General features: G+C 63.4%; 13 protein-coding genes and 1 tRNA gene. All 14 read right to left on the bottom strand.

Annotated elements, in window-relative coordinates:
- The coding region (locus AC1DGC_RS20030) for a GTP-binding protein (protein WP_478047996.1) at positions 1-278 on the bottom strand (278 nt) is incomplete at its 3' end.
- A gap of 53 nt (positions 279-331) precedes the next feature.
- A complete protein-coding gene (gene fusA / locus AC1DGC_RS20035) occupies positions 332-2473 on the bottom strand; it encodes an elongation factor G (protein ID WP_259210325.1) in 2142 nt (713 codons plus the stop codon).
- 135 nt (positions 2474-2608) lie between these two features.
- Entirely contained in the window at positions 2609-3076 is a 468-nt protein-coding gene (gene rpsG / locus AC1DGC_RS20040; protein WP_017356009.1) for a 30S ribosomal protein S7, read from the bottom strand.
- A 12-nt stretch (positions 3077-3088) separates the two neighbouring features.
- The gene (gene rpsL / locus AC1DGC_RS20045) at positions 3089-3463 is read right to left on the bottom strand and encodes a 30S ribosomal protein S12 (RefSeq protein ID WP_017356008.1); all 375 of its coding nucleotides are present in this window, start codon (positions 3461-3463) and stop codon (positions 3089-3091) included.
- 373 nt (positions 3464-3836) lie between these two features.
- Positions 3837-8075, bottom strand: a complete 4239-nt coding sequence (rpoC, locus tag AC1DGC_RS20050; protein ID WP_259210321.1) for a DNA-directed RNA polymerase subunit beta' — start codon at positions 8073-8075, stop codon at positions 3837-3839.
- An 89-nt stretch (positions 8076-8164) separates the two neighbouring features.
- Positions 8165-12319, bottom strand: a complete 4155-nt coding sequence (gene rpoB / locus AC1DGC_RS20055; RefSeq protein ID WP_259210319.1) for a DNA-directed RNA polymerase subunit beta — start codon at positions 12317-12319, stop codon at positions 8165-8167.
- 268 nt (positions 12320-12587) lie between these two features.
- Positions 12588-12953, bottom strand: coding sequence for a 50S ribosomal protein L7/L12 (gene rplL, locus AC1DGC_RS20060; protein ID WP_259210318.1), 366 nt, complete (start codon positions 12951-12953; stop codon positions 12588-12590).
- A gap of 62 nt (positions 12954-13015) precedes the next feature.
- Positions 13016-13549: a 50S ribosomal protein L10 gene (rplJ, locus tag AC1DGC_RS20065; RefSeq protein ID WP_259210316.1), complete on the bottom strand. Its 534-nt coding sequence runs from the start codon at positions 13547-13549 to the stop codon at positions 13016-13018.
- A 387-nt stretch (positions 13550-13936) separates the two neighbouring features.
- Positions 13937-14635, bottom strand: coding sequence for a 50S ribosomal protein L1 (rplA, locus tag AC1DGC_RS20070; RefSeq protein WP_017356003.1), 699 nt, complete (start codon positions 14633-14635; stop codon positions 13937-13939).
- A 4-nt stretch (positions 14636-14639) separates the two neighbouring features.
- Positions 14640-15068, bottom strand: coding sequence for a 50S ribosomal protein L11 (gene rplK, locus AC1DGC_RS20075; protein ID WP_259210315.1), 429 nt, complete (start codon positions 15066-15068; stop codon positions 14640-14642).
- Positions 15069-15302: 234 nt separating this feature from the next.
- On the bottom strand, positions 15303-15863 hold the full coding sequence (nusG, locus tag AC1DGC_RS20080; RefSeq protein ID WP_259210314.1) for a transcription termination/antitermination protein NusG: 561 nt from the start codon (positions 15861-15863) through the stop codon (positions 15303-15305).
- 10 nt (positions 15864-15873) lie between these two features.
- Complete coding sequence (gene secE, locus AC1DGC_RS20085; RefSeq protein WP_478048680.1) at positions 15874-16281, bottom strand: preprotein translocase subunit SecE; 408 nt, start codon at positions 16279-16281, stop codon at positions 15874-15876.
- Between the two features lie 49 nt (positions 16282-16330).
- Positions 16331-16406, bottom strand: a tRNA-Trp gene (locus AC1DGC_RS20090).
- A 100-nt stretch (positions 16407-16506) separates the two neighbouring features.
- The coding region (locus tag AC1DGC_RS20095) for an EF-Tu C-terminal domain-related protein (RefSeq protein WP_478048678.1) at positions 16507-16654 on the bottom strand (148 nt) is incomplete at its 5' end.

A 16654-nucleotide genomic window follows, 5' to 3' on the forward strand; every position in this document is an offset into this window, starting at 1 on the left:
ATCATGTTCTTGACGTAGTCAGCATGGCCCGGGCAATCCACGTGGGCGTAATGACGCTCGGTGGATTCGTATTCGACGTGCGCGGTCGAGATCGTGATGCCACGGGCCTTTTCTTCCGGCGCGGCGTCGATCGCGGAGTAATCCTTGAATTCGCCACCGAAGCGCTCGGCACCGATCTTGGTCAGTGCGGCGGTCAGCGTGGTCTTGCCGTGATCGACGTGACCGATGGTGCCGACGTTGACGTGCGGCTTGGTGCGCTCGAACTTACCCTTTGCCATTGTTGTATACCTTGGATATCAGAAAAGAAGGAGGTGGAGTCCCGAGCTTACGCTCAGGACTTCTTGATCACGGTTTCAGCGATGTTCGACGGAGCCGGCTCGTAATGGTCGAATTCCATCGTGAACGTCGCGCGACCCTGGGTCTGCGAACGCAGCGAGGTGGCGTAGCCGAACATTTCGCCCAGCGGAATCATCGCGTTGATGATTTCAGCCGAACCGTCACCGGTCACGCTCGAACCCTGGAGCATGCCGCGACGACGGCTCACGTCGCCCATCACGTCACCCTGATAGTCGCTCGGGGTCACGATCTCGACCTTCATGATCGGCTCCAGCAGGACCGGCTTGGCCTTCTGGAAGCCCTGCTTGAAGGCCATCGAGGACGCCAGCTTGAACGCCATTTCCGAGGAGTCGACGTCGTGGTACGAGCCGAACACCAGCTTGACCTTGACGTCCACGACCGGGAAGCCCGCCAGCGGACCGCTGGTGATGGTTTCGCGCAGGCCCTTTTCGATCGACGGAATGAATTCCTTCGGAATCACGCCACCGGTGATGTCGTTGATGAACAGGAAGTCGTCCTTGATCAGCGGCGCGATCTTCGGGTCGGCACGATCGGCATCGGTGATCGGCGACAGTTCGATCACGACGTGACCGTACTGACCCTTACCACCGGACTGCTTGGCGTGCTTGTAGTCCGACTTCACGTCCGACATCTGGATCGTTTCGCGGTACGCAACCTGCGGCTTGCCGACGTTGGCTTCAACGTTGAACTCGCGCTTCATGCGATCCACGATGATGTCCAGGTGCAGCTCGCCCATGCCCGAGATGATGGTCTGGCCGGATTCTTCGTCGGTCTTGACGCGGAACGACGGATCTTCCTGGGCCAGACGGCCGAGGGCCAGACCCATCTTTTCCTGGTCGGACTTGGTCTTCGGTTCGACGGCCATCGAGATGACCGGCTCCGGGAACACCATGCGCTCCAGGATGATCGGGTGGTCCTGCGAGCACAGGGTGTCACCGGTGGTCGTGTCCTTCAGGCCCACGGCCGCGGCGATGTCACCGGCCAGCACTTCCTTGATTTCTTCACGATCGTTGGAGTGCATCTGCAGGATGCGGCCGATGCGCTCCTTCTTGCCCTTCACCGAGTTCAGCAGCTGGTCGCCGGCATTCAGCGTGCCCGAGTAGACACGGAAGAAGGTCAGCGCGCCCACGAACGGGTCGGTGATGATCTTGAAGGCCAGCGCCGAGAACGGCGCCTTGTCGTCGGACTTGCGGCTCAGGGCGATGGTTTCATCGTCCACGTCGGTACCGGTCACGTCCGGCACGTCGATCGGCGACGGCAGCAGCTGCACCACGCCGTCCAGCATGGCCTGCACGCCCTTGTTCTTGAACGCCGAACCGCAGTACATCGGCACGATGTCGGTGGCCAGGGTGCGCACGCGCAGGGCTTCGACGATCTCGGCCTCGGTCAGCTCTTCGCCGCCCAGGTACTTTTCCATCAGCTCTTCGCTGGCTTCAGCCGCGGCTTCGATCATGTAGGTGCGGGCCTCTTCGGCCTCCGCCTGCATGTCGGCCGGGATCTCCAGGTACTCGAACTTCATGCCCTGCGAGGCTTCATCCCAATGGATGGCCTTCATCTTGATCAGGTCGACGACGCCCTTGAAGCCTTCTTCAGCGCCGATCGGCAGCTGCATCGGCACGGCGACGGCGCCCAGCTTGGCCTTCAGCTGGCCAACGACCTTGGTGAAGTTCGCGCCGGTGCGGTCCATCTTGTTGACGAACGCAATGCGCGGCACCTTGTACCGGTTGGCCTGGCGCCACACGGTTTCCGACTGCGGCTGGACGCCACCGACGGCGCACAGCACGAAGACGGCACCGTCGAGCACGCGCAGCGAACGCTCGACTTCGATGGTGAAGTCGACGTGCCCGGGGGTGTCGATGATGTTGAAGCGGTGCTCCGGCAGGGACTTGTCCATGCCCTTCCAGAACGCGGTGGTGGCAGCGGACTGGATCGTGATGCCACGCTCCTGCTCCTGCTCCATCCAGTCCATGGTGGCAGCGCCGTCGTGCACTTCACCGATCTTGTGGCTCTTGCCGGTGTAGAACAGGATGCGCTCGGACGTGGTGGTCTTGCCGGCATCGATGTGAGCCATGATGCCGAAGTTGCGGTAACGCTCGATGGGAGTGTTGCGGGCCACGGGAGCCTCTCGATTTCTTGGAATTCGGATGGCCGAACGCCGCCTTTCGGCGGCCTTCGGATTGGCGCGGCACCCCAGGTGCCGCGAGGCGGCACTAAGTCGTGCCGCCGCGCCTGTTTTGCAAGGCCGTCAAACTCACCAGCGGTAGTGGGCGAATGCCTTGTTGGCTTCGGCCATGCGGTGGGTTTCTTCGCGCTTCTTGATCGCGCCGCCACGGTTTTCCGAGGCGTCCAGCAGTTCTGCAGCCAGCTTCTTCGGCATGGTGTTTTCACCACGCTTACGCGCCGAGTCGATCAGCCAACGCATGGCCAGGGCCATCTTGCGCGACGAACGCACTTCGACGGGCACCTGGTAGGTGGCACCACCGACACGGCGGGACTTGACTTCGACCGACGGAGCCACGTTGTCCAGAGCCTTCTGCACCAGCTCGACGGAGTTCGGGTTCTTTTCGCCGATCACGTCCATGGCACCGTAGACGATCTTTTCAGCGACCGACTTCTTGCCGCTCAGCATCACCATGTTGATGAAACGAGCGATGGTTTCACTTCCGTGCTTCGGATCCGGCAGGACAGAGCGCTGCGGCGTATTACCTTTACGAGACATGTGTACTTTCCCTTAGCTCTTCGGACGCTTGGCGCCGTACTTGGAACGGCCCTGGCGACGCTTGGCAACGCCGGAGGCGTCCAGCGAGCCACGCACGGTGTGGTAACGCACACCCGGCAGATCCTTGACGCGACCGCCACGGATCAGGACCACGGAGTGTTCCTGCAGGTTGTGGCCTTCGCCGCCGATGTAGCTAATCACTTCTTCCTGGTTGGTCAGGCGAACCTTGGCAACCTTGCGAAGCGCCGAGTTCGGCTTCTTCGGAGTGGTGGTGTACACGCGCGTGCAGACGCCACGGCGCTGGGGGCACTTATCGAGGGCCGGGGAGGCACTCTTATAAGTGGTTGCCTGCCGCGGCTTGCGGACAAGCTGATTGATCGTCGCCATCAGTATGTTCTTCTGAGAGAGGCCAATGAAAAAACTGGCCATTGAATGCGGAAATGTGCGAGCAGGCGAGAAACCGGCCTGCTGAGACAGACGATTGTAGCAACCTGGCGAAAACGCAGTCAAATGCGCACGCGCCAAGCCAGCCCTGATCCCGGGCCGTTACAGGGGAGCCTTCTCCATGCCCCCCGTTCAGGTTGTCAAGCCGGTCCTTTGCAAGACCGGCCGGCATCCTACCTCATCGGCAGGCGTCCGACCAGTGGCCGACGCTGCTGATTCATCGGTCCGACCGCTGGCCGGACCCGGTGCCGGGCGGGCGCCGACCGGCGTCGGTGCCCTGCCCTGCCGCCGACCCGGCCGGAGCCGGGCCCGCGTATTACTCGTCGCTGCCCGGAGCCTGTTCAGCTTCGGTCGACTCGACCACGGCCGCCGGCGCTTCGACCACGACCGGCGCACTGCCGGACAGGGTCTGCATTTCCGAATCGGTCAGGCCCGACGCGTTGCGGCGACGGTTGGCGTGGTAAGCCAGGCCGGTACCGGCCGGGATCAGACGGCCGACGATGACGTTTTCCTTCAGACCGCGCAGGTTGTCCGAGGTGCCGCGAACGGCCGCTTCGGTCAGCACGCGGGTGGTCTCCTGGAACGACGCCGCCGAGATGAACGACTCGGTGGCCAGCGAGGCCTTGGTGATGCCCAGCAGGACCGGATCGAAACGGGCGATGAGCTCGTTGCGGCTGGTCAGGCGTGCGTTTTCCTCGATGACGCGCTGGCGCTCGGCCTGCTCGCCATTCAGGAACTTGCTGCTGCCCTGGTCGGTGATCTCGACCTTGCGCAGCATCTGGCGGGTGATCACTTCAATGTGCTTGTCGTTGATCTTCACGCCCTGCAGGCGGTACACGTCCTGGATTTCCTTGACCAGGTAGGCCGCCAGCGGCTCGACACCCAGCAGACGCAGGATGTCCTGCGGGCTCGGCTCGCCGTCCACGATGGTTTCGCCCTTGGTCACGTGCTCGCCTTCGAACACGATCACCTGGCGGTACTTCGGGATCAGCTCTTCGTGCTCGGAACCATCGGTGTCCTTGATGATCAGGCGCTGCTTGCCCTTGGTGTCCTTGCCGAAGCTGATGATGCCCGAACGCTCGGCCAGGATCGCCGGATCCTTCGGCTTGCGCGCTTCGAACAGATCGGCCACGCGCGGCAGACCACCGGTGATGTCACGGGTCTTGGACGCTTCCTGCGGGATCTTGGCGACCACGTCGCCCACGCCGACGGCGGCGCCGTCCTGCAGGTTGACGATGGAACGCGGCGGCAGCAGGTACTGGGCCGGCAGATCGGTGTTCGGGATGGTCAGGTCATTGCCCTTGGCATCCACGATACGCACGATCGGACGCAGGTCCTTGGCCTGCGAACCACGACGCTTCGGGTCGGTGATTTCACGCGACGCCAGGCCGGTCAGTTCGTCGGTCTTCTCGATGACGGTGACGCCGTCGATGAAGTCGATGAAGCGGATGAAACCCGCCACTTCCGACACGATCGGGTGGTTATGCGGATCCCAGTTGGCCACGGTCTGGCCAGCCTTGACCGCATCGCCGTCCTTGGACGTGATGGTCGCACCGTACGGCAGCTTGTAACGCTCACGCTCACGGCCGTGGGCGTCGAGCACCGACATTTCGCCCGAACGCGAGACCGCCACCAGCGAACCGCTGGCGTGCTCGACCGACTTGAGGTTGTTGAACTTCACCGAGCCGGTGGTCTTGACGGTGATGTTGTCCACCGCAGCCGCACGCGACGCCGCACCACCGATGTGGAACGTACGCATGGTCAGCTGGGTACCCGGCTCACCGATCGACTGCGCGGCGATGACGCCGACCGCTTCACCGATGTTGACGATGTGGCCACGGGCCAGATCGCGGCCGTAGCAGTGGGCGCAGACGCCGAAGGGCGAGGCGCAGGAGATGGTCGAACGGACCTTCACCGACTGCACGCTGGCGTCTTCAAGCTTGGCCACCCACGCTTCGTCCAGCAGCGTGTTGCGGGTCACGATCGGATCTTCGTCATTGCCCGGCAGGAACACGTCCTCGGCAACCACGCGACCCAGCACGCGCTCCTTCAACGGCTCCACGACGTCGCCGCCTTCCACGATCGGGGTCATGGTCAGGCCTTCGGTGGTACCGCAATCCACCTCGGTGATGACCACGTCCTGCGCCACGTCCACCAGACGACGGGTCAGGTAACCCGAGTTGGCGGTCTTCAGCGCGGTATCGGCCAGACCCTTACGGGCACCGTGGGTGGAGTTGAAGTACTCCTGCACGTTCAGGCCTTCACGGAAGTTCGCCTTGATGGGCGTTTCGATGATCGAGCCATCCGGTCGCGCCATCAGGCCACGCATACCGGCCAGCTGGCGGATCTGCGCCTGGCTGCCTCGTGCACCGGAGTCGGCCATGATGTACAGGGAGTTCATCGACTTCTGGTCGATGGTCTCGCCCTTGGCATTGACGACCTTCTCGGTACCGATGGTGTCCATCATCGCCTTGGCGATGCGTTCATTGGTACGCGACCAGATGTCGACGACCTTGTTGTAGCGCTCGCCGGCGGTGACCAGGCCCGACTGGTACTGCTCCTGGATTTCCAGCACTTCGGCTTCGGCCTCGGTGAGGATGCCCTTCTTCTCGTCCGGGATCAGCATGTCGTCGATGCCGATCGACACGCCGGCGCGGGTTGCGTAGGCGAAGCCGGTGTACATCAGCTTGTCGGCGAACACGACCGTGTCCTTCAAGCCCAGCTGGCGGTAGCTGGAGTTGATCAGGCGGCTGATGTTCTTCTTGGTCAGCTCGGTGTTGGCCAGCGCGAACGGCAGGCCTTCCGGCAGGATTTCAGCCAGCAGGGCGCGACCGATCGTGGTGTCCACGATCGAGGTCTTGTTCTGCTTGTTGCCGTCTTCGTCGGTCACCACCTCGGTGATGCGGACCTTGACGCGCGCGTGCAGTTCCACCACGCGGTTGTCGTAGGCGCGCTTGACTTCGGCGATGTTGGCGAAGGCCATGCCCTCGCCTTTCTTGTTTTCCAGCGAGCGGGTCATGTAGTACAGACCCAGCACCACGTCCTGCGACGGCACGATGATCGGCTCGCCGTTGGCCGGCGACAGGATGTTGTTGGTGGACATCATCAGCGCACGCGCTTCCAGCTGGGCTTCCAGCGAGAGCGGCACGTGGACGGCCATCTGGTCACCGTCGAAGTCGGCGTTGAACGCGGTGCAGACCAGCGGGTGCAGCTGGATGGCCTTGCCTTCGATCAGGACCGGCTCGAACGCCTGGATGCCCAGACGGTGCAGGGTCGGCGCACGGTTCAGCATGACCGGGTGTTCGCGGATGACCTCTTCCAGGATGTCCCAGACTTCGGCTTCTTCGCGCTCGACCAGCTTCTTGGCGGCCTTGATGGTGGTGGCCAGGCCACGACGCTGCAGCTTGGCGAAGACGAACGGCTTGAACAGCTCGAGCGCCATCTTCTTCGGCAGGCCGCACTGGTGCAGGCGCAGGTACGGACCGACCACGATGACCGAACGGCCCGAGTAGTCGACGCGCTTGCCCAGCAGGTTCTGGCGGAAGCGGCCCTGCTTGCCCTTGATCATGTCGGCCAGCGACTTCAGCGGGCGCTTGTTGGTGCCGGTGATGGCACGGCCGCGACGGCCGTTGTCCAGCAGCGCATCGACCGATTCCTGCAGCATGCGCTTTTCATTGCGCACGATGATGTCCGGCGCGTTCAGCTCGAGCAGGCGGCGCAGGCGGTTGTTGCGGTTGATGACGCGGCGGTACAGGTCGTTCAGGTCGGAGGTCGCGAAGCGGCCGCCGTCCAGCGGGACCAGCGGACGCAGGTCCGGCGGCAGCACCGGCAGCACGGTCATGACCATCCACTCCGGACGGTTGCCCGACTCGAGGAAGGCCTCGACCAGCTTGATGCGCTTGGTCAGTCGCTTGAGCTTGGTTTCCGAACCGGTGCTGGCGATTTCTTCGCGCAGGCGGGTCATTTCCGACTGCAGGTCGATCGTGCGCAGCAGTTCGTACACGGCCTCGGCGCCCATGGCGGCGTCGAAGTCGTCGCCGTGCTCCTGGCGCGCCTGCAGGTACTGTTCTTCGGTCAGCAGCTGGCGGCGCTCCAGGGCGGTCAGGCCCGGCTCGGTCACCACGTACGCTTCGAAGTACAGCACGCGCTCGATGTCACGCAGGGTCATGTCCAGCATCAGGCCGATGCGCGACGGCAGCGACTTGAGGAACCAGATGTGCGCGACCGGCGAGGCCAGGTCGATGTGGCCCATGCGCTCGCGGCGCACCTTGGCCAGGGTGACTTCGGTGCCGCACTTTTCGCAGACCACGCCGCGGTGCTTCATGCGCTTGTACTTGCCGCACAGGCACTCGTAGTCCTTGACCGGCCCGAAGATGGCGGCGCAGAACAGGCCGTCACGCTCCGGCTTGAAGGTACGGTAGTTGATGGTTTCCGGCTTCTTCACTTCGCCGAAGGACCACGAACGGATCAGGTCCGGCGAGGCCAGCGCGATCTTGATCGCGTCGAAGTCCAGCGTCTGGCGCTGCTGGTTGAAGAGGTTCAGCAAGTCTTTCATGGTGTTTCTCCGAAAGGAGGAAATCTTGTCGATGGGGCTGTCGAGTCACTTCCGGCGGCGCGGCTGCCGGGGCAGCCGCGCCTGCACGATCAGTTGTCTTCCAGTTCCATGTTGATGGCCAGCGAGCGGATTTCCTTCACGAGAACGTTGAAGGACTCCGGCATGCCCGCGACCATCTCGTGCTCACCGTCGACGATGTTCTTGTACATCTGGTTGCGGCCCTGCACGTCATCGGACTTCACCGTCAGCATTTCCTGCAGGGTGTACGCCGCGCCGTAGGCTTCCAGCGCCCAGACTTCCATTTCACCGAAGCGCTGGCCGCCGAACTGCGCCTTGCCGCCCAGCGGCTGCTGGGTAACGAGCGAGTACGGGCCGGTCGAACGGGCGTGCATCTTGTCGTCGACCAGGTGGTTCAGCTTCAGGTAGTGCATGTAGCCGACGGTGGTGTGGCGATCGAATGCCTCACCGGTGCGGCCGTCATACAGCTGGGTCTGGCCGCTCAGCGGCAGGTCGGCCAGGGCAAGCATGTGCTTGATCTCGGCTTCGGTGGCACCGTCGAACACCGGGGTGGCCATCGGCACGCCGTCGGTCAGGTTGCCGGCCAGGCGCAGCAGCTCCTCGTCGCTGAACTGGGTCAGGTCGACGTGGTTGGCGTGCTGGGTCTTGTCGTGGTTGTAGACATCGTCCAGGAACTTGCGCAGGTCGTTGATCGCGGCCTGGGCTTCCAGCATGCCCTGGATCTTGCGACCCAGGCCCTTGGCGGCCCAGCCCAGGTGCACTTCCAGGATCTGGCCGATGTTCATACGCGACGGCACGCCCAGCGGGTTCAGCACGATGTCCACGGTCTCGCCCGAGGCCATGTACGGCATGTCCTCGACCGGCACCACGTTGGAGACCACACCCTTGTTGCCGTGGCGGCCTGCCATCTTGTCGCCCGGCTGGATGCGACGCTTCACGGCCAGGAACACCTTGACCATCTTCAGCACGCCCGGGGCGAGGTCGTCACCGGCGGTGATCTTGCCGCGCTTGTCGGCGAAGCGACGCTCGAATTCCTTCTCGTGCGCCTGGATCTGCTTCTGGGCGCGTTCGATGGCTTCGGCGGCGTCGTCGTCCTTCATGCGCAGCACGAACCAGTCGGCCTTCTTCAGGCCGTCCAGGTAGGCGTCGGTGACGCTGTCGCCCTTCTTCAGGCCGGCACCACCGTTGACCACCTTGCCCACGATCTGCGAACGCAGACGGGCGTAGATGGCCGCTTCCAGGATGCGGAACTGGTCGTCGAAGTCCTTCTTGACGCGCTTGATCTCGTTTTCCTCGATCTGGCGCGCACGCTTGTCCTTCTCGATGCCGTCGCGGGTGAAGACCTGCACGTCGATGACGGTGCCGTCCATGCCCGGCGGCACGCGCAGCGAGCTGTCCTTCACGTCCGAGGCCTTCTCGCCGAAGATCGCGCGCAGCAGCTTCTCTTCCGGGGTCAGCTGGCTTTCGCCCTTCGGGGTGACCTTGCCGACCATGATGTCGCCGGCGCGCACTTCGGCACCGATGTACACCACGCCGCTCTCGTCCAGGCGGTTCAGGGCCTGCTCGGAGACGTTCGGGATGTCGGCGGAGATTTCCTCCGGCCCCAGCTTGGTGTCACGCGCGACGCAGGTCAGCTCTTCGATGTGGATCGTGGTGTAACGATCCTCTTCCACCACGCGCTCGGAAAGCAGGATGGAGTCTTCGAAGTTGTAGCCGTTCCACGGCATGAAGGCGATCAGCATGTTCTGGCCCAGGGCCAGTTCGCCGATGTCGGTGGACGGACCGTCGGCCAGCACGTCGCCACGCGCCACCACGTTGCCCACTTCGACCAGCGGACGCTGGTTGATGCAGGTGTTCTGGTTGGAGCGGGTGTACTTGATCAGGTTGTAGATGTCCACGCCGGCGTCGGTCGCGTCGGTGATCTCGGCCTCGTTGACCTTGACCACGATGCGGCCGGCGTCGATCTGCACGATCTCGCCGCCACGACGGGCGTTCACGGTCACACCCGAGTCACGGGCCACGGCGCGTTCGATGCCGGTACCCACCAGCGGCTTCTGCGCACGCAGGGTCGGCACGGCCTGGCGCTGCATGTTGGCGCCCATCAGTGCACGGTTGGCGTCATCGTGCTCCAGGAACGGGACGAGCGCGGCAGCGATCGACACGGTCTGCATCGGCGAGACGTCCATGAAGTGGACTTCGGCCGGCGGCTTGAGCAGCGACTCACCCTGGAAACGGCACGGCACGAACTGCTCGGTGAGCATGCTCTTGGCATCGGTCAGGGCGTTGGCCTGGGCGATGACGTACTCGTTTTCCTCGATGGCCGACAGGAACTCGATCTCGTCGGACACCTTGCCGTCGGCGACCTTGCGGTACGGGGTCTCGAGGAAACCGTACTGGTTGGTGCGGGCGTACACGGCCAGCGAGTTGATCAGGCCGATGTTCGGGCCTTCCGGGGTTTCGATGGTGCAGACGCGGCCGTAATGGGTCGGGTGCACGTCGCGCACTTCGAAGCCGGCGCGCTCACGGGTCAGGCCGCCCGGGCCCAGGGCCGAGACGCGACGCTTGTGGGTCACTTCCGACAGCGGATTGTTCTGATCCATGAACTGCGACAGCTGCGAGGAGCCGAAGAACTCCTTGATGGCTGCGGCGACCGGCTTGGCGTTGATCAGCTCCTGCGGGGTCAGGCCTTCGGATTCGGCCATCGACAGGCGCTCCTTGACCGCGCGCTCGACGCGGACCAGGCCCACGCGGAACACGTTCTCGGCCATTTCACCGACCGAACGCACGCGACGGTTGCCCAGGTGGTCGATGTCATCGACGACGCCACGGCCGTTGCGGATCTCGGTCAGGACCTTGATCACGTCCAGGATGTCGGAGCTGTCGGCGTGCTCGGCGACCAGGCGCTTGGACTCTTCGTCGTTGCGCTCACCGAAGTACTTGCGGTCGTACAGCACGGCTTCGCCGGTGACTTCCTTGCGGCCGACACGGCGGTTGAACTTCATGCGGCCGACCGTGGACAGGTCGTAGCGCTCGAAGGTGAAGAACAGGTTGTGGAACAGGTTCTGCGCGGCATCCTTGGTCGGCGGCTCGCCCGGACGCATCATGCGGTAGATCTCGACCAGGGCTTCCAGCTGGGTCTTGGTCGGATCGATGCGCAGGGTGTTGGACAGGTACGGGCCACGATCCAGGTCGTTCACCCACAGGGTGCCCACGGCATCGACGCCGGCCTTGCGGAAGGCCTGCAGCTGTTCGTCGGTGATTTCATCGTTGGCCTGGGCCAGCAGTTCACCGGTGTTGGCGTCCACCACGTCGTGCGACAGGATGCGGCCGACGATGTAGTCGTCCGGCACGGCCAGGGCGGCGATGCCCGAGGCTTCCAGCTGCTTGACGTGGCGCGCGGTGATGCGCTTGCCGGCTTCGACGATGACCTTGTCGCCGTCGGCCAGGTCGAAGTTCAGGGTCTCGCCGCGCAGGCGCTCGGCCACCAGTTCGAGCTGCACACCTTCATCGGGGTTGATGTGGAAGGTGTTGATCTCGAAGAACTCGGCCAGCATTTCTTCGTTGCTGTACCCCAGCGCACGCAGCAGGATCGACACCGGCAGCTTGCGGCGACGGTCGATACGGGTGAACAGGGCGTCCTTCGGGTCGAACTCGAAGTCCAGCCAGGAGCCGCGGTACGGGATGATGCGGGCGCTGTACAGCAGCTTGCCCGAGCTGTGGGTCTTGCCACGGTCGTGGTCGAAGAACACGCCCGGCGAACGGTGCAGCTGCGACACGATGACGCGCTCGGTACCGTTCACGATGAAGGTGCCGTTGTCGGTCATCAGCGGGATTTCGCCGAGGTAGACCTCCTGCTCCTTCACGTACTTGATGGCCTTGGTCGACGACTCGCGGTCGTAGATCACCAGGCGCACGGTCACGCGCAGCGGCGCGCCGTAGCTCATGCCACGCTGGCGGCACTCGCGCTCGTCGAACACTGGTTCGCCCAGCTTGTAACCGACGTATTCCAGCGCGGCGTTGCCGCTGTAGCTGGCGATCGGGAAGACCGACTTCAGGGCGGCGTGCAGGCCCAGATCGCGGCGCTTGGCCGGATCGATGTTTTCCTGCAGGAATTCACGGTAGGAATCCACCTGGATGGCGAGCAGGAAAGGCACTTCGAGGATCGAGCGCTGCTTGCCGAAATCCTTGCGGATACGCTTCTTTTCGGTGAACGAATATGACGTCATGGGGTCTCACCTTGGCTGTGCGGGCCGCCGTACAGGCGCGGCCCGAAGGGAACATGAAAATTGTCAGTTGGAAGTCGCTGGTATTGCCGGCACCAGCACGCCTTCTCCCGCTACTTCCAACTGCCAACTCGCCGGCCTGGGGCCGGAAAGGTCAGCCGACCAACGGTCGGCTCTACCGGCCGTTGTCGCAACAACGACCAAAGGCCGGGGGCTTACGCCCCCAGCCTTGGCTGCATCGCCGTGATTCGATGGCGAGGCAAGGAACTGCTTACTTGACTTCGACAGTCGCGCCAGCAGCTTCCAGGTCCTTCTTGAACTTGGCAGCGTCGTCCTTCGAAGCGGCTTCCTTGATCATGCCGCCGGCTTCTGCCAGGTCCTTGGCTTCCTTCAGGCCCAGGCCGGTGATGGCGCGGACAGCCTTAATCACTTCGACCTTCTTGTCGCCAGCCGACTTCAGGATGACGTCGAATTCGGTCTGCTCTTCAACGACGGCAGCCGGGCCAGCCACAGCGGCGGCGACCGGAGCAGCGGCGGAGACGCCGAACTTCTCTTCGATGGCCTTGACCAGCTCCATCACTTCCATCAGGGACTTCTCGGCGATTGCGTCGACGATCTGTTCGTTGGTAAGGGACATTTTGATTACCTTTGGATAATTTTCTGGGTTGAGGTTCCGTCAGGAACCACGGAAACGTCGACTCAGGCGGTTTCGGCGACCGGCTCGGCAGCGTCAGCGGTTTCACCGCCACCCTGCTTGTCGGCCACGGCCTTGACGGCACGGGCGAACATCGTGACCGGCTCGGACAGGACGCGGGCCAGCATGGCCAGGGCCTGATCACGGGTCGGCAGCGAGGCCAGCACGTCGACATGGCCAGCCGGGAACAGTTCCCCGCCGATGGCCACGACCTTTGCCTGCAGCTTGTCGTTGGTCTTGGCAAAATCCTTGATCAGGCGACCGGCTGCGCCGGGCTCCTCGAGCGAGAACGCGTACAGCAGCGGACCGACGAGCGCGTCTTTGGCGCATTCGTATTCGGTACCTTCCACTGCACGTGCTGCCAGCGTGTTCTTGACAACTTTCAAGAAAACGCCGGTTTCGCGTGCCTGCTTGCGCATCGCGGTCATCTGGGAGACCGTGGTGCCAGCGTATTCGGCTGCGATCAAGGAGTGAGCCTTGGCGGCGACTTCTGCCAGCTCCGCGACTACTTCTTGCTTCTGGGACAGATTGAGAGCCATTGCACTCCTCCAATTGAACTCCGCTTACGGCTCCTGCCGCGCGCGGTCCTGGGCGGTATCCATCCTGGACGCCGGGAACATCAGGTGATGTTCCAAGGGTGGGCCGTTCTAGACCTGGATGGCCAACCTGGGTAAACCCAGACGTGCGTAAACCAGAAAAACTCCAGAAGGGCACCATCTACGCAGGGTGATTCCCGGGGGAATCGATTAAGCGGTCGGTACTGCGCCGGCGGCGACTCCTTGCCAAAGCGAGCATCCCTGCCCGTCGCCGGTACGTACTGACCGCGCCTGCGGTCTTTGACGGCTATCGTCGCGGGGCGGACCCCACTCGGATTGCCTTCAAATATCGCGGGTACCGGACCTGGGCCCGGCACCCGCTTGAAACGATTACTTCAGGGTCAGCGACGACTGGTCGACGGTGACGCCCGGGCCCATCGTCGAGCTGACCGAAACCTTCTGCAGGTAGGTGCCCTTCGAGGTGGCCGGCTTGGCCTTGATCAGGTCCATCAGCAGCGCCTGCAGGTTCGACTTCAGCGCGTCTTCGGCGAAGTCGGCCTTGCCGATGGTGCAATGGATGATGCCGGCCTTGTCGGTGCGGTAACGCACCTGACCCGACTTGGCATTCTTGACGGCTTCACCCGGGTTGGCCGAGACGGTGCCGACCTTCGGGTTCGGCATCAGGCCGCGCGGGCCGAGCACGGTGCCCAGCTTACCCACGACGCGCATGGCGTCCGGGGTGGCGATGACGACGTCGTAGTTCAGATCGCCGGCCTGCATCTTCTCGGCCAGGTCGTCCATGCCGACGGCTTCGGCGCCAGCGGCCAGGGCTTCGTCAGCCTTGGCACCGGCCGGGGCGAAGACGGCAACGCGCACGCTCTTGCCGGTACCGGCCGGCAGCACGGTGGAACCGCGCACCTGCTGGTCGGACTTCTTGGCGTCCACGCCCAGGCGCACAGCGACGTCGAAGGACTCGACGAACTTGGCCTTGGTAGCGGTCTTCAGGATCTTGATGGCGTCCTCGAAGGCATATGCCTTACCCGGGACGACGGCGGCCTTGATGGCCTTCTCACGCTTGGTCTGTGCCATCTTCTTAACCCTCCACCACGAGGCCCATGGAACGGGCAGAACCGGCAATCGTGCGCACCGCGGCGTCCAGGTCGGCGGCCGTCAGGTCGGCTTCCTTGGTCTTGGCGATTTCTTCCAGCTGCTTACGGGTCACCTTGCCCACCTTGTCGGTGTTCGGGCGCTTGGAGCCTGAGGAGATGCCTGCAGCCTTCTTGAGCAGCACGGCGGCCGGGGTGCTCTTGGTGATGAAGGTGAACGTACGGTCCGAGTAGGCCGTGATGATGACCGGGACCGGCAGGCCCGGCTCATGCTTCTGCGTGGCGGCATTGAAGGCCTTGCAGAATTCCATGATGTTCAGGCCGCGCTGACCCAGCGCAGGACCGACCGGCGGCGAGGGGTTGGCCTGACCGGCCTTCACCTGCAGCTTGATGTAACCGACAACTTTCTTTGCCATGTGAGTACTCTCCGGGTGCTAGCGCCTTGCGACAACAGGCTCCCCATCGGACCGGGAATCACGCGTCCCGGCATCGCGTTTTGAATTCACGCAGAAGGCCACCTTGCGGCGGCCCTTGCTTTTTGCCAGCTTCCTGGCAGGAAGCCGCGCACTATATCAGGTTTTTTCTTCACATGCCTGTACAGGCATATGGGTCGGACCGCGGGGCATGCCCCGCCGGTCCGGACAGGCGCATCAGGCCTGCTTTTCGACCTGGCCGAACTCGAGTTCGACCGGGGTGGCACGACCGAAGATCAGCACCGAGACGCGCAGACGGCTCTTCTCGTAGTTGACTTCCTCGACCACGCCATTGAAGTCGTTGAACGGGCCTTCGGTGACGCGGACCATCTGGCCCGGCTCGAACAGGACCTTCGGACGCGGCTTTTCGACGCCTTCCTGAACGCGATCGAGGATGGCAGCAGCCTCTTCGTCACGGATCGGCAACGGACGGTCGGCGGTGCCGCCGATGAAGCCCATCACCTTGGAGGTGTCCTTCACAAGGTGCCAGCTTTCGTTGTCGATACGCGGAATGCCGTTTTCTTCGTGGGTCTCGATCTGGACCAGCACGTAACCCGGGAAGAACTTGCGCTCGGAACGGCGCTTCTGGCCGGAACGCATTTCGACCACTTCCTCGGTCGGGACCAGGACATCACCGAAGCGCTCCTGCATCTCGTCACGCACGATGCGATCGCGCAGAGCCTGCGCAACCGACTTTTCGAAGCCCGAATAGGCGTGAACGACGTACCAACGCTTCACTGGTTTCTCCTTATCGACCCAGGAACCACTGGGTCGCTTTCTGAATCAGGAAATCAAATCCGCCCAGCAGCAGGCTGAGGATGATCACAACCACGATCACCACCCAGGTCATGCGGATGGCTTCCTGGCGGGTCGGCCAGACAACCTTGCGCAGTTCGAAACGCGATTCGGAAAGGAACTCACGCGTGTCGCGACCTTTGCCGGTCATCATGAACACGCCAACGCCGGCCACCAGGCCAACGACAACGGCCAGACCGCGAAGCGGACCGGCCCATGCACTCTGGGACGCATGCTCGGGGGTGCCGAACCAGTACCAAGCAAAAAGACCCGCCAGCACCAGAAGAGTTGCGGCGGCGTACTTGACGATGTCACCCCCGGTAGAGGTGTTGTCCTTGGAATGCTCGATCTTGCTGTTCATCCGGCTCTGGCTGCTGAGGCGGCATGGCATGGCCGCTGGAAGGGAGAAGTGGCACGCCAGGAGGGACTCGAACCCCCAACCTGCGGTTTTGGAGACCGCTGCTCTGCCAATTGAGCTACTGGCGTACTGAAAAACTGCCTTCCCTTAGACGGCGAAGGCGGACCGAGGTTCCCGGCCCGCCATTCGCGAGACCGGCGGAGCTATGCAACCGCCGGCTTGACGAAATTACGCGATGATCTTGGAGACCACGCCGGCGCCGACGGTACGGCCGCCTTCGCGGATGGCGAAGCGCAGGCCTTCGTCCATGGCGACCGGGTTGATCAGCGTGACAACCATCTTCACGTTGTCGCCCGGCATGACCATTTCCACGCCT

The sequence above is a fragment of the Stenotrophomonas sp. 05N37 genome (assembly GCF_056397365.1).